This is a genomic window from Sorangium sp. So ce117 (assembly GCF_051524395.1).
Taxonomy (GTDB): Bacteria; Myxococcota_A; Polyangia; order Polyangiales; family Polyangiaceae; genus Sorangium; species Sorangium cellulosum_B.
This window is the reverse complement of record NZ_CP150309.1, coordinates 3,972,819-3,992,352: the sequence shown is the minus strand read 5'-3', so window position 1 is coordinate 3,992,352 and position 19,534 is coordinate 3,972,819. Positions and strand designations below refer to the sequence as shown.

Sequence of the window (19,534 nt, the reverse complement as noted above, 5' to 3'; positions counted from 1 at the left end):
CGGTTCAATCCCTCGCAAAGGTCTCATGTCGTTCGTTGCCTCGCCCGATTCCCGTCCGGATGGCCTCGAGCGCGCGGCCGGCCGCCTTCCGCACCTCGACGTCGGCGTCGCCGAGCAGCCGGCGGAGCGGCGCCTCCGCGACCGCCGCCTCGATCTCGCCGAGCGCCTGCGCGGCCGCCTTGCGCAGATCCGCGAGATCGCTCCCGAGCAGCCCGACGAGGTCCTCCGTGGCCGAGGTGGCCCGGAGCCGCCCGAGCGCGAGCGCCGCCTCCTTCCGGACCTGCCAGGCGCCGTCGTCGAGCGCGCTCCGGAGGTGCGGCGCCGCGAGGCCGTGCTCCGAGCGGCCGAGCACGATGGCGGCCTCGACCCGCACCCGCCAGTCCGGATCGGAGAGCAGCCCCACGAGGTCCTGGACGAGTCCCGGCGCGCCGAGCGACTCGAGCGCGCCGATCGCGAGTTGCCGCACCCGCGCGTCGGGATCACGCAGGCTCGGGCGGAGCGCCGGCGCCGACTCGGGCCGCCGCAGGTAAGCCAGAGAGAGGACCGCCTCGCGCCGCACCTCGGGATCCGGGTCGCCGAGCGCGCCTTCGAGGGGCGCGAGCGCGCGCGGGTCGCGGATCTCGCGGAGCGCCACGATCACCGAGGTGCGGACGAACGGGCTCGTGTGCCCCAGCGCCTTGATGAGGTGCGTGGCGGCGTCTGCCCCGCGGATCTCGCGGAGCGCCGTGGCGGCCGCCTCCCGCACGCGGTCGTCCTCGTCGTCGAGCGCCCCGACGACGGCGGGCACCGCGCGGGCGTCGCCGAGATCCTCGAGGTGCCCGAGCGCGAGCGCCCGCACCGTCGGATCCTCGTCGCGGACGGCCGCGATCAGGGGGTGGATGATCTCCGGATCCGAGAGATCCTCTATCTGCGTCAGCGCCAGCTGGCGCGCGCCGGGGTCGGGATCCCCGAGGATGCCCTCGAGATCCTGCGCGAGCGAAGGCTGTGTCATGTCGTCTCTGCCGTGGTGTCGCTATCGGATAAGAAAGGGGATCTTCACGGTGATGGCCTCTTTGGGGCAATCGATCTCGCACGCGAGGCAATACCAGCACTCGTCGTAGGCCATGCGGGCCTTCTTCGTCTCGGGATCGATCGCGAGGCAATCGACCGGGCACGAGTCGATGCAGATGCGGCAGCCCTTGATGCACGACGCCTCGTCGATGACGACAGGCAGATCGAGCCGCACGGCGGCCTCGGCGTGGCCCACGGACCTGGCGCTCTGCGCCTTGACGGATTCGCGGTTGAGCAGGTGACCCATCGCTTGATTGACCTCGTGTTCTCGCGTTCTCGCGCGCTCGTCAGGCCGACGCGCGCTGCTCTTCGGCCGGGATGCGCAGCCGGTGGTAGGCATTGCGCTCGCCGTCGTCGATCGGGAAGAGATAGGGCTCCACCGGCCTCTTGAAGGCGACCATCTCGCCGCGCTCGTCCTTCTTCAGTTGCACGTGCGTGAACCAGCTGCGGTCGTCCATCTCGGGGTAATCGAGCCGGTAGTGGTAGAGGCCCCAGCGGCTCTCGGTCCGGTACAGCGACGCGCGCGCCGCCATCTCCGCGCAGTCGCGGATGAAATGGCACTCCATCACCCGCATGAGCTCGTGGGGGCTCTCCGCGGTGACCTCCTCGAGCTCCTCCTTCGCCCGCAGGAAGTACTCGAGCCCGAGCGTCATCTTGTTCCCCGTCTTGGGCGGCTGGAGATAATCGTTCACCAGGCGCCGCACCTTGTATTCGTACTGGTGCGGCGCCACCCCGCTCTTCCGCGAGAGGGGGGCGAGGATGCGCTCCCGCTCGGCGTCGACCGCGGCGGCGAGCGGCTCGACCGCGGGCGCGCGCTCCAGGTAATCGAGCGCGCTCTGGGCGCAGATCTTCCCGTAGGTGAGCGCGCCGAGCAGGTAGTTGTGCGGCACGCACGCCATGTCGCCCGCGGCGTAGAGCCCGGGCACCGTGGTCTCGCCCTTCTCGTTGACCCAGACCCCCGACGCGCTGTGCCCGCTGCACAGGCCGATCTCGGAGATGTGCATCTCGACGAGATCGCTCGCGTAGCTGTGCCCCCTCCCCTCGTGGAAGCGCCCGCGGCTCGGGCGCTCCGTCTGGTGCAGGACCCGCTCGACCTCGGTGATCGTCTCCGGGGCGAGGTGGGTGAGCTGCAGGTAGACGGGGCCGTTCGCGGAGTGGAGCTCCCGGTAGAACTCGAGCATCATCTGCCCGCTCCAGTAATCGCTCTCGATGAAGCGGTGCCCCCGCGCGTTGACCGTGTGCCCGCCGAGCGGGCCTGTCACGTACGCGCACGCCGGACCGTTGTAGTCCTTGATGAGCGGGTTCACCTGGAAGCACTCGATGCCCGAGAGCTCGGCGCCCGCGTGGTACGCCATCGAGTAGCCGTCTCCCGCGTTCGACGGGTTCTCGTACGTCCCGTGGAGGTAGCCCGACGCCGGCAGCCCGAGCCGCCCCGAGGCGCCGCAGCACAGGATGACCGCCCTCGCCTTGATGATCTCGATATGTCCTTCCCGGGTGTCGAAGCCGATCACCCCGGCGACGTGGCCGTCGGTCACGAGGATACGCGTCGCCATCACGCGGTTGACGACCTTCACGCCGGCGCGCTTGACCATGCGCGTCAGGATCTTCTTGAGATCGTAGCCCTCGGGCATCGGGAGGACGTAGCTCCCGTTGTGGTGGACCTTCTTGACGTCGAAATCGCCCGATCGCGTCTTCTGGAACTTCACGCCCCAGGAATCGAGCTCCTGGATCATCGCGAAGCTGTTGCGCGCATATTCATAGACGGCGCGCTGGTTCACGATGCCATCGTTGGCCACCGTGATCTCCTTCACGTACTGCTCCGGCGTCGCGTGCCCCGGGATGATGGCGTTGTTCAGCCCATCCATGCCTATCGCGATGGCGCCGCTCCGCTTGATATGCGCCTTCTCGAGGAGGACGACCCTCCCCCGGGGCAACCGCTGTTGCGCCTCCACCGCTGCAGTGGAGCCTGCGCTGCCGCCGCCCACGACGACGACGTCCGCCTCTGTCACGCGAATGTCCATTACAAGCCCTCAAGGTTTCGGGCGCGCACACGACGACCCCACCGCCTCTCGGCCCAGTGGCCAATGGCCAGCGGCCGGGGTCGGACGCCCGGCGTCTCTCATCACAGACGCAGCATCCGTTTTAACAGACGGCCTGTGCTTCGGCAACAGCTTTGTTGCTGCTGGCGCAGCACCGGCCAGGTGTCGGGCGCCGTGGGAGGGCGCCTTGCAAGCGAAGCGTCAGGGCCGGGGTCTGGCGGCGCCGCCATGGCGGATGTGCGGCGCGCGGGCAGGCTCACCCCCGGCGGGGATCCCCGAGCCACCCAGAAAGATTCGCCTTTCCACCCTGGTTGTCTCCCCGGAGACCCGGGCGGGACGCTACCATGCGGGTCAACTCGTAGTCCTCCCATGGATCGGGGGAACCGAGCGCGGACCTTGTTCATCACCGGTCACCCGATTCACCGCGCTCGGCGCCTCCCAGCCAGGGCGCCCGCGCGCCGCTTCGCTGCATGGCCAAGCACCCGTCCCAGCTCGCCGACCTAGAGATCCAGCGCCGCCTCGGCGCTGGCGGCATGGCGGAGGTCTTCCTCGCCAAGAAGCGGGGCGCCGAGGGGACGTACAAGCTCCTCGTCGTCAAGCGCATCCTTCCCGCGCACGGGGCCTCGCGGCGCTTCCGCGCGATGTTCGTGGAGGAGGCCCACCTCGCCACGCGCCTGAACCACCCGAACATCGTCCAGGTCTACGAGTTCTCCGACCACGGCGAGGACGGGCTGCTCCTCTCGATGGAGTACGTCGAGGGCTTCGACCTCGGCAAGCTGATGCGGGCCGCCCAGCAGAAGGAGTCGCGGATCCCGCCGCTCGTGTCGGCGTTCATCGTCTCCGAGGCGGCGAAGGGGCTGCACTACGCCCACGAGCGCAAGGACGAGGGCGGCATGCCGCTCGCCATCGTCCACCGCGACGTCTCGCCGCAGAACATCCTGCTCTCGCTCGAGGGCGTCGTGAAGATCGCCGACTTCGGCATCGCCAGCGCCAACCTCTTCCGCGAGGAGCCCGGCGTGCTGAAGGGCAAGTTCGGGTACATGTCGCCCGAGCAGGCGCGCGGCGAGCGCGTCGACCGGCGCAGCGACATCTACGCCCTCGGCGTCGTGCTCTACGAGCTGCTCGCCATGCGCTCGCCGTACGGCAAGCTCGACGACGAGGCGCTGCTCCAGGCCGTGAAGGAGGGCCGGTTCGACCCCCCGTCGTCGCACGCGCGCGACATCCCCGCGGAGCTCGAGGCGATCGTGATGCGCGCCATGGAGCGCGAGCCCGAGGCCCGCTTCCAGACCGCGCGCGACCTGGCCGGGGCGGTCGCGCGCGGTCTGCTCGCGCGGCAGGAGCTCGTCGACAACGCCTCGGTCGAGCAGACCGTGGCCCACCTGCTCGGCCGCGACCGCGCGGAGGAGGCGCGCGAGGGCGCCGCGCGCCGCGTGGAGGGCGCGGAGGGCGCGGAGGAGCAGCCCGCCGACGACGGCTCCGTGGCGCAGCCGCAGACGCTCGCGGCGGTGCCGGCCGCGCGCACGGGCGGCGACGCCGAGGGCACGGGCGCGCCGCGCGCCGTGCGCGAGGTGCGCCACGTCGCCGTGGTCACGCTGCGCATCGAGGGCGTCGACGCGCTGCTCGGGGCGCAGGGCCGGCTCGCCGGCAAGCGCAGCGGGCGCTCGATCCGGACCACCCTCGACGCGATCGCCTTCAAGCACGGGGCGATCTGGTCGTGGGAGTCGCACGCGGGCGCGCGCGCGGTGGTCGGGCTGCTCGCGAACCCCTCGCGCGCCGCGGCCGACGCGGCCTCGCTGGCGGTCGACGTGCACGAGGCGCTCGCCGGCGCGTCGGAGGATCTGCCCGTCGAGCTCCGCGCCGCGATCGGCATCGTCCGCGGCATCGCGTACGGCGAGCGCGACGAGCAGGGGCACCTCATCAACCACGCGCTCAAGGAGCCCGCGAACTTCCTCGCCGAGCGCATCGGCAGCCGCACCCCGTTCGGCAAGACCTGGGTCGCGGGCGGCGTCTACCGCCTCGTCCGCCGCGACTTCCGCTGGGGCGACGCGCCCTCGCTCGACCTCGACGACGCCCGCGGCTACCCGGTCCCGCACCAGATGCGGCTCTACGCGCTGCAGCGCCCGCTCACCCGCGAGGAGCGCATGGCGGAGATCGCGCTCTCGCCGAACGACCTCGTGGGGCGCGACGCGGAGCGGGCCGATCTGCACGCGGCCTACCACCGGGCGATCTCGCCGCCCGTGAAGGGCAACGTCGAGCCGCCCGCGCGCTTCGGCGAGAGCGAGCCGCCGGGGAGCCGGCAGAGCAGGCCCCCGAGCATCTCGAGCAGGCCCTCGAGCCCGCCGATCGGCGCGCTCCGCGGGCAATCCGTGGCGCGCGTCATCGTCGGCGAGATGGGCATCGGCAAGAGCGCGCTCATCTCCACGTTCCTCTCGGAGCTCCCCGGCGACGCGCGCGTGCTCCACGTCGAGTGCTCGCCCGTGAAGAGCGAGCTGCCGCTCGCCACGGTCTGCGACGTGCTCCGCGATGTCACCGGGATGGGGCTCGACCACGCGATCGACGACGCCTCCCACGTGATCCGCGCGCTGCTCGGGCCCATCGCCCGCTCGCCGCTCGGCGCGCGCATCGTCACGCGGCTCGCCGAGCTCGTCACCGGCAAGCAGCTCGAGCACCCCGAGGAGGAGGCGGCCGCCTACGGCCGCGACGTGGTGGTGCGGGGCGTGAAGTACCTGCTCGGCTCGCTGGCGCGCCACCAGCCGCTCGTCGTCGTCATCGACGGCCTCCAGTGGGCCGACCGGCCGAGCCTGGAGCTGCTCTCGGAGCTCCTGAAGCAGCGCGCGGAGCGGCTCCCGGTGCTCGTGCTGCTCCTCACGCGCCCCGAGGAGCGCGTGACCCCGTTCATCGAGGGGCTCGTGCGGATCGAGCTCCGCGGGCTCAGCGCCGAGGAGCAGATGCGCCTCGTCGAGGCCCGCCTCGGCGTGCGCGACGGGGTGGCGGCCGTCTGCGGCGAGCTCGTGCCGCGCGTCGCCGGCAATCCGTTCTTCCTGCTCGAGATGATCGACGCGCTCCTCGAGCGGGGCACGCTGGAGATCGTCGAGCACCCGGGCGGGCGGCACGAGCTCGTGCGCCACGACCGGACGGGGGATCGCGGCGAGCCGCTGCCCTCGACGCTGGAGCAGCTCATCGGCGACCGCCTGCGCGAGCTGCCGCCGGCGGAGCACGACGTCGTGAACTGGCTGGCGGTCGCGGGGGGGCCGCTGCTCAAGGACGACATCCTGAACCTGACGCGGCTCGCCGACGACGAGGCGGTGACGCGCCTCTGCGCGCGCGGCCTGTGCGATCGCCGCGCCGGGGCGGTGGACTTCCGGCACCCGCTCGTGCGCGACGTGGCCTACCTCGCGCTCGACGGCGCGAGCCGCGTGCGCATGCACCGGCGGCTCGGCGAGCACCTCTCGACGACGCCGCTCTCGCAGGGGCTCTCGGCCGCGATCGTGGCGCAGCACCTGGCGCGGGGCGAGGCGCCCGGGCCGGCGGCGGAGCTCTACCTCGACGCCGCGCGGGCCGCGCGCGCGGGGCACCAGGCGCAGCTGTCGCGGCGGTACTACGAGCGCGCGCTGTCGCTCCTGCCGACCGGCGACACGCGGCGGATGATCGCGCACGAGGCGCTGGAGGCGATCTTCCGCCACCTCGGCCGCCGCCGCGACCGGCGGCGGCACCTCGCGGCGCTGCGCCAGCTCGCGAAGGAGAGCGGCCACGCCCGCTGGGCGGCGCTCGCCCTCGTGCGCACCGCGCGGTTCGACCTCGACGACGGCTACCTCGCCCGCGGCCTGCCGGTGGCGCAGCGCGCGGCCGAGATCGCGCGCATCGCGCGCCGCCCTGCGCTCGAGGTCGAGGCGCTCACGATCCTGTCGGAGGTGCTGCGCGAGCTCGGCGACGTCCAGGGCGCGATCAGCGCGGCGGATCGCGCGCTCCGGGTGACGCAGGCGGGCGGGCTGACGCCGCGGGCGCGCGCGGAGGTGCTGCGCACGAAGGGGGTGCTCCTGCGCCGGGTCGGCCGCGTGCAGGAGGCGGTGGAGGCCTACGCCGAGGCGATCGCGGTGTTCCGCGCGGTGGGGGCGCGCCGCAGCGAGGCGCGCGCGAAGAACTCGCTCGCGGTGGCGATGTTCGTGCTCGAGCGCTTCGAGGACGCGATCGCGGTCGGGCTCTCGTCGATCTCCATCGATCTCGCGATCGGCGGCCGGTTCCAGATCGCCAAGACGTTAAGCAACATCGGCCACGCCTACGCGAAGCTGGGGGACGTGCCGCGGAGCCTGGCGTACATGAAGCGGGCGCGCGAGGCCCACGAGCGCTATGACGATCAGGATGCGCGGGCCGACACGCTCCTCTGCTCGGCAGGGATCCTCCTCGAGGCGGGCGACGTCGACGCCGCGCACACGCTCTGCGCCGACGCGGGCGCGCTCATCGCGGTGACCGGCAGCGTCTACGACATGATCCACGAGCGCAACGTCCGCGGCCTGCTGGCCAGGGCGCGAGGCGACATCCAGGGCGCGATCGCGAGCGCCTCCGAGGCGCGGCAGCTCGCCGAGTCGCAGGGGCTGATGAGCTACCACGCCCACGCGACGGCGATCGAGGCGGCGTCGCGGGTGGACGCGGGGGAGGTCCACTCCGGGGTGCTGCTCGCGCGGACGGCGCTCGGCGCTGTCGAGGCGGGCAGCTCGGAGTACGGCATCGAGGTGCGCGACCTCTGCTGCGAGGCGCTGCAGAAGGGCGCGCCGGCGAGCTCGACGGACGCGTACCACCGCGCGGCGGCGCACGTGCGGAGGGTGGCGGGCTACATCCGCGACGCGCGGCTCAGGGCGCTGTTCCTGGAGCGCACCGTGGTGCGGCGGGTCCTCGCCGCGGAGGCGGACGGACCGGCGGCGGCGCACGACCCGCTCCGCCGCGGGGAGATGGCATGACGGGAACGGGCGCGAGGACCGGGGCGAAGCCGCGGCGCAAGGTGGCGGTGATCCTCTCGGGCGGAGGCGCGCGGGGCGCGTACGAGGTCGGCGTGCTGTCGTACGTCCTCGACGCGTTCGCCCGCCTCCGCGGGGCGCCGCCGCGCATCGACATCCTGTGCGGGACGTCGGTGGGCGCGGTGAACGCGTGTTACCTCGCGGCGCACCTCGACGATCCGACGCTGGGGGTGCGGCGCCTCGTCAACCTGTGGACGCAGCTGAAGCTGGAGACGGTGCTCGGCTTCGGGGTCCGGCAGGCGATCTCGATGCCGAAGCTGCTGTTCGGGGGCGGGTCGGAGGGGGTGGGCCTGTTCGACGTGTCGCCGATGCAGCGGCTCGTCGAGCGGGAGATCCCGTGGCGCGCGATCGCGCGGACGCTGCGCCACGGCTACCTCTCGGCGGTGAGCGTGTCGGCGACGGAGATCGGGACGGGCCGCACGGTGATCTTCATGCAGACGGGCCCGGACGGGGCGCTGCCGACGACGGCGCCGCCGCGGACGATCATCCGGGGGGCGCTGATAGGCCCGCAGCACGCGCTCGCGTCCGCGGCGATCCCGATCCTGTTCCCGCCGGTGCGGATCGGCCGCGATCTGTACATGGACGGGGGCGTGCGGCAGAACACGCCGATCGCGCCGGCGCTGCGGCTGGGGGCGACGCACGTCCTGGCGATCGGGCTGTCGCGCGAGGTGAGGAGCATCGACGCGGGGGACAGCGGCAAGCCGCCGGGGATGGCGCTCGTGCTCGGCAAGGTGCTGAACGCGTTCCTGCTCGACCACATCCAGACCGATTTCGAGGTGCTGACGCGGGTGAACCACATGATCGAGGACGGGGAGCAGGCGTTCGGCCCGGATTTCCTGCAATCGATCAACGGGGCCGCGGCGCTGCGCGGGGCGCTGCCGTACCGGAGGGTGGAGACGCTGGTGGTGCGGCCGAGCGCGGATCTCGGGCGCCTGGCGGCGGAGCACGTGAGGGCGGGCAAGCTGCAGGGCGGCCCGGCGATGATGCGGAGGCTGCTCTCGCTGGTGGACGTCGGCGCGGAGAACGACGCGGATCTCGCGAGCTACCTGCTGTTCGACGGCTCGTTCACGCGGAAGCTCATCGAGCTGGGGCGCGCGGACGCGGAGGCGAGGCGGCACGACGTCGCGGACTTCTTCGGGAGCGCGGCGGAGGAGGCGGAGCCCCGGCTGTCGGACAGCGCGGAGTGGTCGATCCCGCCACCGGTGGGGCCGGGGAGATCGGTGTAGCGAGGCGGGGGCGGAGGTCGTTCGGTCGCGCTCAGGGCCCCGCCCGACCCCCCCAGCGTTCACCAACGTGAACGTGGTCGTGAACGTGGTCGTGGTCGTCGACGACATGATCGTAGACGTGAACGTTCCGCCGGTACCTTGGTCGACCATTAACGGGACGAGACGTTCACGTTCACGACTGAGCCGTTAACGACCACGACCACGTTCACGACCACGACCACGTTCACGTTCACGACCGCAGTGGTGGCTGCTGGGGGGCTGGCTTGGGGCCCTGAACGCGCTGGTTAACACCTATGCCACGGGGGCCTACCGCGGCTGCCGTGGATGGGGAATCAAGGAGGACCTTCGGCCACGTGGGCCCAGGGCGCGGACAGTCAGCGCGCGTCGCGGCCCCGGCGGCCCCCTCAACGGTCCGGGCCCATTGTGCCCCCCTGGCGGCGCCCTCTTCCAGCGGATCCGGTCCGCTGCGCCCCCCTCCGGCGGCGCCCCCACGCCGAAGGCAAAGTATCTCGGAGACAACGATCTCAACGAGATCGTCGACGATATCGCCCTTGTGAGTGACATGCTTGTCGAGGAACATGGCCTCGACGTGCAAGCGCTGGCCGACGGCCCGCATCGTCACGGCGTCGAGGCCCGCCTCGTCGGCGAAGCGAAGCAGCGCCCGCAACAGCCGATCCCGCGACAGAGGCATGCACGGGTCGACCTCACCGCCACGCTCCTGTGCATCCATCGGCCGAGCCTTGCTCGGCGTCCATGGCGAGCGCTCCCGGGAGTTCGACCAAGCCTGCTGGGTATGCCTTCATGACGCCATGACCTCTCCCTGCTTCGTCGTTGACAAGATTTCACAACAAACCCATTGTCTATCGCCTCGTCACTCGAAGGCTCACACAACGCCAGTACGCGTGTCCTTCACCGAGGCTGACGCCGCGCCGAGTGCCGGCATCACGGCGTTCAGAGGCTGCACAACGTCGGGAAGAGCCGCGCTGACAAACGCGTACTCGTCGGCGTGCGCGACAAGATCGTCGTCACCGGCTGACGGCTCGGATTGGAGCGAGAACCATGACCATCAACTCGAAGATCCTGATCACGGCGCTGGGAGTGGGAATACTGGGTTGGGCTTCCGTGGCGCGCGCCGAGGCCCCCTCCGCAGCACCCGAGGAGGATCGCGCTCCGAACGAGTTCGCCCCGGCTCTGCGCCGCGGGGAATGGCTCTCGTCTCTGGGGCTGCACGCTTCGCTCGGCCTCGCCTTCGGCGGCGATGAGCTCGCCGAGCTCACGTACTCGGACGGCTCCACGACCACCGTCCACGCCGGAGAAGGGGTCTCCCTCTCCGGTGGACTGACCTGGACGCCTCTCTGGCTCGGGGATCGCGTGGGACTCGGTCTCGGGCTGGACGCCGGGTGGAAGTACAAGAGCACCCTCGCCGACGCCGATGGCTCGATCAAGCTGGAGCGCATCCCGTTGATGGCCTCCGTCCGGAGCCTGGTGGCAATCGACAGCTCGTGGCACGGCGTCGTGGCCGCGGGCGGGATCCTGGAGCTCAACCCGCACCTCTATGGCGACGGCGTCCTCGGCGGCGCCGATGCTCGGTTCGACGACGCGCTAGGCGGCATGCTGGAGCTGGGCGTTCTGTGGGGTCGTCCGAAGGGCTTCGGGTTCGAGATGACCGGGCGCTGGACGATCCTGAGCTACGAGTACATGGGCGAGAGCAGCAACGCCAGCAGCGGGTCCGTCAACCTGACGGTCCACTACTTCCTCTGAGGAGGAGAGGAAGGAGCCGAGCCCTGATTCGACGCCAGGCGGGCGGCGCGCCGCGCGGATCGGCGATCGTCGAGCGATTCGGTACCAGCGGCGGACTCGGTTCGTTGCGAGCCGTCGGCTCTGCTCGGCCGAGCGCCCCTCAGCGCTCCTTGTCCTTCTTACCGCTCCCCTTCTCGCTCTTCTTCTTGGCGTCGTCGCCCTTCTTCTTGTCGTGCTTCTCGTTCTTCTCGGGCTTCGACTTCGACGCCACCTTCTTCGACTCGCCGCGGCCGAGCGCGATCTCCAGGCGATCGCCGCGCGCCTTCGCCTTGTAGGCGGGCACGCCGTCCTTGAACTGCAGGGTGACCTCCGCGCCGTGCGCGGTGTTGACCACGCGCACCGACGCGATGCGCTTGTCCTTGCGGGCGAGGCCGCTGCCCGACGACAGCGCCCGCCGATCGGGCAGCGATACCGTGAAGCCCATCGCGCCGGCCGCGCCGTTCAGCTCCTCGATCGGGCCGTCCATCTTGAGCTTCAGGACGATGGGGTTCCGCACCGATCCCTGCCCCCACTCCCGCGGCCCCTCCTGGTCGCCGTCGTCCGCCGCCTCCACCTCGTCGTCCTCGCCCGGGCCGCCCGGGACCGCCGCGCCCGGCGCGAGCGCGTCGCCGGCCAGCGCGCTCGGCTCCGCCGGCGGCGTCGGCGGCACAGGCTCCGTCGTCGACAGCGGCGTCGCGCCGAACAGCGGGACGTTCGCCGTGAGCGCGCCACCCGGCGCTGCAGCCGGCCCCGCGGCCGCCGCGAGGGCAGGCGCGCCGGAGGACGCCGACGCTGGCAGCGCCGGCGCGCCCGCGGCCGACTCGGCCCCGGCCGAGGGCGCGTCGCCGCCCCGCAGGCCGAGGAAGCGCGCCGCCCCGAACACCACGAGCACCGCCGCCAGCCCAAGGAAGCTGCCGACCGCGGCCGCCTTCTTGTTGAAGCGCGGCGGCTCCCCGCCCTCGCCCGCCGCCTCCTCGGGCTCCTCGCGCACCAGCCGGCGCCCGCCGGACTTCAGCGCGCCAGCCGGCGGCGGCGCCGTCTTGCGGCGCGGGCCGCCGTCCTTGCCCGACCCGTCGCCGTCGCCTGCGCGCGCGGCGCGCCGCGCCTTGATCCTCGCCACGAGGCCCGCCATCGCCGTGGCCGCGCGCGCCCCGGCGCCGGCGAGCGCGGGCGCGATCTTGCCCGCCACCGCCTTGCCCGCCATCGCGGCCTTCTCGCCGACCTCGCGCAGCCGGCCCGGCTGCGCATCGGCAGCCGCCTCGGCGCCCGCGTCCTCGGCCGCGCTCGCGGAGGGCGGCGCCCCGTCGTCCGCGGAGGGCGGGGCCGCCTCGGCGCCCGCGCGCGCCTCCCGGGCCGAGAGCGCCGGCGACACGTCGCTGTCGTGGTCGTCGTCCGCGTGGGCCGCCGCGCCGCCGCTCGCGCCGCCGCTCGCGCCCGATGAGGCGCGCTCGCCCCGAGGCTCGGCCGCCGGCGCCGAGGAAGGCCGCGCCAGCGCGCGCTCGCCCTGAGGATCGCGCGCCGGAACCGTCGGCGCCGTGGAAGGCCGCGCAGCCGCGCGCTCGCTCTGATGATCGCGCGCCGGGACGGTCGGCGCCGACGACGGCCGCGAAGCCGCGCGCTCGCCCTGCGGCGGCGACGACGGCGCCCGCGCCGCCGCGCCGGCGTCGTGGGAAGATCGCGCCGGGGCCGGGGGGAGCGCCTCGGGCGACGAGGGCCGTGGCCGCGGCGCCCTGGCCGCGCGGGGCGCCTCGTAGCACAGCGTGACAACGAGCTGCGGCACGCTCGTCGCCGGGTCGACCTCGACCTTCACGTGATCGATGTACGCCTCGCGGCGCGTGCCCTGATCGACCTCCTCCAGCTCGAGGGAGCGGCCCACCTTGAGGAACTCCAGGTTGGAGCCGACCTCGAGGTCGTCGAGCCCGCCGCCGCGCACGCGCGCCTTCATCGGCGAGCCCAGCCCCTCGATGTGGAGCCGCACGCGGGAGCCCCGCTGCGCGGCCCCGAGCGACGCGGCGGCGGCCTGGACGGTGAGCGCCGGCGCGGCGCCCGCGGCGCCCGCGTCGATCGACGAGCACATCGCGCGCACCGCCTCCTCCGCCTCGGCGTCGAGGCCGGTGAAGCGCAGGCCGAACTCGCCGCCGCGCGCCTGCTCGGCGCGCCAGCAGACCTCGCCCTCGACGACCAGCTCCTTGCCGAGCCCGTCGAACCGGCAGATCAGGGCGTCGCCGACCCGCGGCAGGTACGCCGTGCGCAGGCGCATCCCCTCGGGGGACATGTCGATCGACTCGGCCTCGAAGCCGCCGCCCGACGTCTCGCCGACCGCGACGAGCGCCTCGACGCGGACCCGCTGCCCGGCGCCAGCGCGCCGCTCGCCGCCGCCCTCGCGCTCCCTGTCCAAGGATTCCGGCGCCTTGCGAACGCCCTCTCCCTCTGCGCCTCGACCGTTCATACGCCCATTCCTCCGCCGCGAAGCCGCGTCCGCCATCGCGGGCCCTCCGCGGTGCAAAGGGCCCATTGGCCGGCAGTACGGCGTAAGCCACGCGCTGGCCAAGTTTTGGAGGCCCCGGCCACGCGCCATGCGCCACGTGCCACGTGAACACGCGCCGCCGTGATGCGCAGCGTTGTGGCGCGGCGAGCGACGGAGCAACGGGGGCGTAGGCGGGGTGCGATGGGCGGCAGGCGGTGGCAGGCGGTGACAGGTGGAGCCGGGCGGTGCCGAGCGGTGCCGAGCGGTGCCGAGCGGTGATCGACCGCTCGCTTCACCTGGCGCTCGGGGGGGCAAACGTGGGAAACTCTCGCGATGGGCAAGGACGAGCCCCCGCAGAACCAGGACACGCCCGCGCCCGCCGCGAATCAGGATGTCGTCTTCATCCATAGCCCCGTCGAGCAGGGGGAAGGCTTCCGGGTGATCCGGAGCCGGGAGGACCGGCTCGAGATCGGCGAGCTGCGGCCCACCGAGCACGGGCGCCCGCTGAACGGGGAGCTCGTGAAGCTGACGCAGCGGTCCGAGCACACGCGGCTCTTCGACGTGGAGGTGCTCCTCCCGGCGGCGCGCGAGTCGCCCCGGTCAGGCCCCGCGCAGGTCGCGACCGACGCCTACCGCTCGAACTGGGAGGCGATCTTCGGCCCGCGAGAGGCGAACAAGCTCGCCAACTGAGCGCCCGCGATCGCGGGCCGTCAGCGAGGGGCCATGGCGGCGAGCTGCCGCGCCTGGCCGGTCTTCCGGAGCGCGTACGCGATCCCGCGCTGGAGCGTCCCCTGGACGACGGTCTCGCTCAGGTCGATCCCGAGGCTGACCAGCGTCTGCGACACGTGGCCTCGGATCCCGGTGATCACCGCCTCGGCGCCGAGCAGCCGCAGCGCGGTCGCGGCCCGGACGAGCGTCGCGGCGACGCTGCTGTCCACGCCCTTCACGCCCGTGATGTCCAGGATGACGACCTGCGCCGACGTGTCCGCCACGCCGTGCAGCGCCGTCTCGAGCGCCTCGTCGGCCCGCTCCGCGTCCAGGGTCCCGATGAGCGGCATGACCATGATCTGGTCGGTGATCGGGATGAGCGGCGTCGACAGCTCGGCGAGCCGCTCGCGCTGAACGCGGATGAGGTCCTCCTGGAGGGCGGCGCGCGCCCGCTCGGCGCTCTCCCGCTCGACGAGCTCCGCCTCCAGCTGCACCTTCGCCGCGAAGAGCTCCGCGGTGCGGGCGGCGACGGCCGCCTCGAGCGCGTCGTTGGCCCTGCGGAGCTCGTCGCTCGCCGCCTGGACGCGCGCATAGAGCAGCGCGTTCTTCACGGCGATGGCGGCCTGCGCGGCGACGAGCTCGAGCACGTCGAGGCGGGCGGGCGAGAACACCTCGGGCGCGGCGTTGTTCTCCAGGTAGAGGACGCCCGAGATCTCCCCCTGGCTCACCATGGGCAGCGCGAGCACCGATCGCGGCTTGCGCGCCGCGACGTAGGGGTCGCCATCGAACCGCCCGTCCTGCGCGGCGTCGGCCACGACGACGGCGCTCCCGGTGCGCATCGCGAGCTCGATCACCCGGGCTGCGGCGGCGCCGCTCTCGCGCACGGGCGTGGACGGGCCGACGCGCACCTCGCCCTCGTCCTCGGCGATGGCCTCCACGCGCGGCCCGCCCTCGTGGTCCAGGATCAGCGCGCCCCGCTGGGCGCCGACGCTCTCGATGGCGAGCCGGAGCAGCCGCGTCATCACGCGGCCGAGATCGATCTCGCGCGCCACCGCCTGCGCGGCGCGGATGAGCGCCGCCGCGTCGAGCAGCGCCACGCGCCGCGCGACCGTATCGGTCGTCGACGAGGCGACCGAGGTCAGGTTCGACAGGACGCTCGCGGACGCGGCCTGGCCCGCCGCCGCGCGGGGGAGCAGCTGGACGTACGCCTCCTCCATCTGCCGCAGCTTGGCCGTGGCGCCCCAGCGCGCGTAGGCCTGGTAAGCATCGACGAGGCACGAGCGCGCGAGCCACGGCATGCGCCTCGCCGCGAGGAACCTGCCGCAGAGCTCGCTGACGAGCGCGCGGTAGCGCACGTACCCCGCCTGCTCCGCCGCGTCGCTCGCCTGCTGGTAGAGCTCGAGGATCGGCTCCAGCGCCTCCCCGGCGACGCGCGCGCGCTCCGCCCGGACGAGCAGCTCCAGGTGCCGGAGCTCGGGGCAGTCCCGCGCGAGGACGGCGAGCTTGTCGTGGCTCGACGCGAGCATCTCGGCCAGCGCGCCGCCCTCTTCCCCGCTCGCCCGAGGGCCGAGCGCCAGGATGGTGAGGCAGGTGTAGAGCGGCAGATCGACGATGCCGATGTACTGGCCCGTCACGGCGCGGGCCCGCTCGCGCGCGCGGCGCGCCATCCGCAGCGCGCCCTCGTAATCGCCGTAGAGGTACGCGAGCGCGAGCTTGTTCGTGTAGTAGAAGCCAGCGACGATCGCGAAGCCCATCCCATCGAGCTTCGGCACGAAGGCGTCCTCGTCGAAGCCGGCGTCGCTCAGCGTGCCGCGGTCCAGCGTGCGTCCCTCGAGGTTCTGGATCACCTGCAGCGCGAGGGTCTGGACCGCCGTCGACAGCGCGTCCTTCGTGCGGGAGGTGAAGCGCAGGAACCCGCCGACGTCCTCGCGCACGCGCCGGAGCTCGCCTTCCAGGCTGAGCTTCATCTGCGCGACGATGTTGGAGGCCGCCGACGCGAACATGAAGTCGCCGGTCTCCATCCCGGCGACCCGCGCCCGCTGGAGGACCTCGAGCGCCTCGCGCTGCGGCCTCGAGTGGTTCATGACGACCCCGTAGTTGAAGTCGACCTTCGCCCTGATGGCATCGACCCGGTACCTGTCGTTCAGGGCGACGCCCATCCGCACGATCCTGTAGCCCTCGTGCGGCTGGCCCCAGAACGCGGCCAGGTAGAAGCCGTGGAGCGCGTACGCCACGCTGGCCATCGGCGAGATCCCGTGCCGGAGCGACAGGTTCGTCATCCTGACGGCGAGGAGCTGGGCCAGCGGCGGGTTGACGATATACGCCGAGGGCGAGCCGTAGCCGAGCATCTCCACCACGATCCTGACGCGCGGATCGGCGAGCTCGGGGGCCGCGCCGACGTCCTCGCCCCGCAGGGCGGCGAAGCCGCGCTCGGCCTCGGCGAGCTCCGCGCGGAGCGCGGCGGCGAGCGCCTCGCCCTCGGTGGGCACCTCCATGCCGAAGAGGCGCAGGCCCTGGAGCGCCACCGCGAGCGAGGCCGCCCAGCGGTGCTGCGCGTTGTAGAGGACCATCCGCATGCAGTAAACGCGCGCGCGCTGGACGTCCGAGGTGGCGCGCTCGAGGAGGGCGTCGAAGAGCGCCTCCGCCTCGTCGCTGCGGCCGCTCAGGTACGCGCACTCGGCCTTCGCGGCGCAAATGTCGAAGATGTCGACGGCGCCGAAGGCGAGGCCCGGCTCGCCGGCCCACGGATCCGGGCCGAGCGCGGACGCCGCGGCGCTCAGGTAGCCGAACGCGGCGTCGTACGCGGTCGCCGCCTGCGCGCGCCGCCCCGCGGCCAGGTTGAGCCGCACGAGCTCGCCGCGCTCCGCCGGATCCTCGATCGGGGCCGGGGCGAGGTTCAGGTGGCCGACGACGACGAACAGATCCTCGTCGCTCGGGTCCTCGCCGAGGCTCGCCGCGAGCAGCCGGCCGATGCGGTGGTGCAGCCGCTTCCGCTCCGGTTCGTCTATGAGCGCGTACGCCGCCTGCTGGACGCGATCGTGCAGGAACCGGTACGAGACGCGGAACGAGGGGTCCTCGAGCAGCCTGCCCGCGACCGCCGCCTCGCCGGCGTGGACGAGGCGGTACTCGGGATCGAGGGGCACGACGAGGCCCGCCCGCAGGGCCTCCCAGAGGGCCGCGGCCACCTCGCCCGGGGGCTGCTCGGCGACGAGCGCGAGCGTCCGGAGGTCGAAGCGGTGGCCAACGCAGGCGGCGAGCCGGAGGGCGCGCTGCGCGCCGGGCGCGAGCCGCCGCATCTTCGCGGCCATCAGCTCGACGACGCCCTCCGCGCCCTCCGCGCTCCGGGCGCGCTCGAGGCTCCACGCCCACGCCCCCGCGGCCGGATCGAAGCGCACGATCCCCTCGCCGGCGAGGGCGTGCAGGAGCTGGTGGATGAAGAACGGGTTGCCCGCGGTCCGCTCCAGGATGAGCGCCGCGAAGGCGTCCGTGTCCTCGAGGCGGCAGCGCAGGGCGTCGGCGAGGAGCCGGCGGATGTCCTCGATCTCGAGCGGCCCGAGCCACACCTCGGAGGCGGACGCGCCCGCGACCCGCAGGCCGCCGACGAACCTCGCCAGCGGGTGGGCGTCGTCGACTTCGTGGTCGCGGTAGGCGCCGATCACGAGCATCCCGCGGACGTCGGGATCGGTCATGAGGAGCTCGAGGAGCTTCAGCGAGGCCGGGTCGGCCCACTGGAGGTCGTCGATGAAGAGCGCGAGGAGGTGCTCCTCCGTGACGGCGCGGACGAAGGTCTGGAACGCCAGGCTGAAGCGGTTCTTCGACTCGCTCGGCCCGAGCGGCTGCACGGCGGGCTGGGGTCCGACGACGCGCTCGAGCTCGGGGATCACGTCGACGACGACCTGCCCGATCGAGCCGAGCGCGGCGCTCAGCCGGGCCTTCCAGCGCGCCACGGACTCCTCGCCCTCCGACAGGATGCGCTCGCACAGCTCGCCGAACGCCCGCGCGATGGCCGCGTAGGGGGTGCGCTGCTTGAGCTGGCCGAACTTCCCCGAGACGAAGTACCCGGGCCGCCGCGCGAGCACCTTGTAGACCTCGCGGACGAGGGCGGACTTGCCGACGCCGGCGTGGCCAGAGATGAGGAACAGCTCGACGGCGCCGGCCGCCGCGCGCTCGCACGCGGCCACGATCGCCTGCGCTTCGGCCTCGCGCCCGTAGAGCTTCTCCGGCAGCCAGAGCCGGCCGCCCGCGTCGCGCTCGCCGAGCGGGAAAGGATCGACGCGGCCGTCGGCCTCGTACCTCCGGAGGCACTCCTCGAGATCGGCGCGCAGCGCCTCGGCGCACGGGTACCGATCCTCGGCGGCCTTGGAGAGGAGCTTCATGACGAGATCGGAGACGACGCTCGGGATCTCGGCCGACGCGGCGTGCGGCGGCGCCGGCGTCCTGGCCAGGTGGCAGTGCACGAGCTCCATGGCGCTCGGCGCGGTGAACGGAGGCGCGCCCGTGAGCACCTCGTAGAGGGTGACGCCCAGGGAGTAGAGGTCAGTCCGGCAGTCGAGGCTGCGGTTCATCCAGCCCGTCTGCTCGGGTGACATGTACGCAAGGGTCCCCTCCACGGCGCCCGGGTTCTCGGCCCTCGGCGCCTCCTGCGACAGGCGCGTTGCGATCCCGAAGTCGGAGAGCTTGACCACCAGCGGATCGAGGCGGACGAGGATGTTGTGCGGCTTGACGTCCTTGTGAATGATGCCCGCGTGGTGCAGCGACGCGAGGGCGTCCGCGACGTGAATGCCGATCCGCAGGGTCGTGCCCAGGCCGAGCCTCTCGCTCCGCGAGACGATGTCGAGCGACGCGCCGCCGAAGTCCTCCAGGACGAGCACGGGCCCCCCGTCGCTCTCCTCGACGTCCAGGACGCGAAGGACACCCGGGTGCGCGATCTCGCGCGTGATGACCAGCTCGTGGCGGAGCCTCGCGATCGCGCGCGGCGACGCCCGCCCGGCGCTCGGCCCCTTCAGCACGACCGGCTGCCCGTCCGACGCGCGGCGCGCGCGGCACACGGTGATCATCGTGCCCTCGTGGAGGATGGCCTCCGCGGCGTAGCCCTGCGGCGAGGTCGCCGATCCGATGACATGAACCGCCCCAGGTGTCGTCATGCGTACAGGTTACAACCGATACGGAACCTGCTGTGAGAACGTTCACACCACGTCGGGATCCGCCGCGACCGAAATCGTTAGCCCAGCGCACATGGTATCGAGCTTCCTC

The 19,534-nt window shown here is 72.9% G+C and carries 9 protein-coding genes; 4 read left to right on the top strand and 5 right to left on the bottom strand.

Going from position 1 to position 19,534, the window contains the following annotated elements; all coding sequences use genetic code 11:
• Positions 1 to 4 precede the first annotated feature (4 nt).
• From WMF46_RS14950 to WMF46_RS14940, 3 genes are read right to left on the bottom strand one after another with little or no spacing between them, the layout of a single operon-like run.
• Positions 5 to 991 carry a HEAT repeat domain-containing protein gene (locus WMF46_RS14950; RefSeq protein WP_437986230.1) on the bottom strand — a complete coding sequence of 329 codons (987 nt, stop codon included), beginning with the start codon at positions 989 to 991 and terminating at the stop codon, positions 5 to 7.
• 21 nt (positions 992 to 1,012) lie between these two features.
• Positions 1,013 to 1,297: a 4Fe-4S dicluster domain-containing protein gene (locus tag WMF46_RS14945; protein WP_012235387.1), complete on the bottom strand. Its 285-nt coding sequence runs from the start codon at positions 1,295 to 1,297 to the stop codon at positions 1,013 to 1,015.
• A 40-nt stretch (positions 1,298 to 1,337) separates the two neighbouring features.
• Positions 1,338 to 3,071: a fumarate reductase/succinate dehydrogenase flavoprotein subunit gene (locus tag WMF46_RS14940; RefSeq protein WP_437986229.1), complete on the bottom strand. Its 1,734-nt coding sequence runs from the start codon at positions 3,069 to 3,071 to the stop codon at positions 1,338 to 1,340.
• A gap of 488 nt (positions 3,072 to 3,559) precedes the next feature.
• On the opposite strand from WMF46_RS14940, the gene WMF46_RS14935 reads away from it, so the two are divergent.
• The 3 genes from WMF46_RS14935 to WMF46_RS14925 all read left to right on the top strand — a co-directional run bounded on the left by WMF46_RS14935 (position 3,560) and on the right by WMF46_RS14925 (position 11,088).
• Entirely contained in the window at positions 3,560 to 8,044 is a 4,485-nt protein-coding gene (locus tag WMF46_RS14935; protein WP_437986228.1) for a serine/threonine-protein kinase, read from the top strand.
• Entirely contained in the window at positions 8,041 to 9,327 is a 1,287-nt protein-coding gene (locus WMF46_RS14930; RefSeq protein WP_437552608.1) for a patatin-like phospholipase family protein, read from the top strand. Before WMF46_RS14935 ends, WMF46_RS14930 begins: the two co-directional genes overlap by 4 nt.
• Before the next feature lie 1,059 nt (positions 9,328 to 10,386).
• On the top strand, positions 10,387 to 11,088 hold the full coding sequence (locus tag WMF46_RS14925; protein ID WP_437986227.1) for a hypothetical protein: 702 nt from the start codon (positions 10,387 to 10,389) through the stop codon (positions 11,086 to 11,088).
• 139 nt (positions 11,089 to 11,227) lie between these two features.
• Here the strand turns inward: WMF46_RS14925 and WMF46_RS14920 are convergent, their stop codons facing one another.
• Positions 11,228 to 13,555 (bottom strand): PilZ domain-containing protein, encoded by a 2,328-nt coding sequence (locus WMF46_RS14920; protein ID WP_437986226.1) that lies wholly within the window; start codon positions 13,553 to 13,555, stop codon positions 11,228 to 11,230.
• A gap of 351 nt (positions 13,556 to 13,906) precedes the next feature.
• Here WMF46_RS14920 and WMF46_RS14915 point away from each other — a divergent pair, with 351 nt between their 5' ends.
• A complete protein-coding gene (locus WMF46_RS14915; RefSeq protein ID WP_437986225.1) occupies positions 13,907 to 14,263 on the top strand; it encodes a hypothetical protein in 357 nt (118 codons plus the stop codon).
• A gap of 20 nt (positions 14,264 to 14,283) precedes the next feature.
• On the opposite strand, the gene WMF46_RS14910 is transcribed toward WMF46_RS14915, so the two are convergent.
• Positions 14,284 to 19,425, bottom strand: coding sequence for an AAA family ATPase (locus WMF46_RS14910; RefSeq protein WP_437986224.1), 5,142 nt, complete (start codon positions 19,423 to 19,425; stop codon positions 14,284 to 14,286).
• Between the last annotated feature and the right edge of the window lie 109 nt (positions 19,426 to 19,534).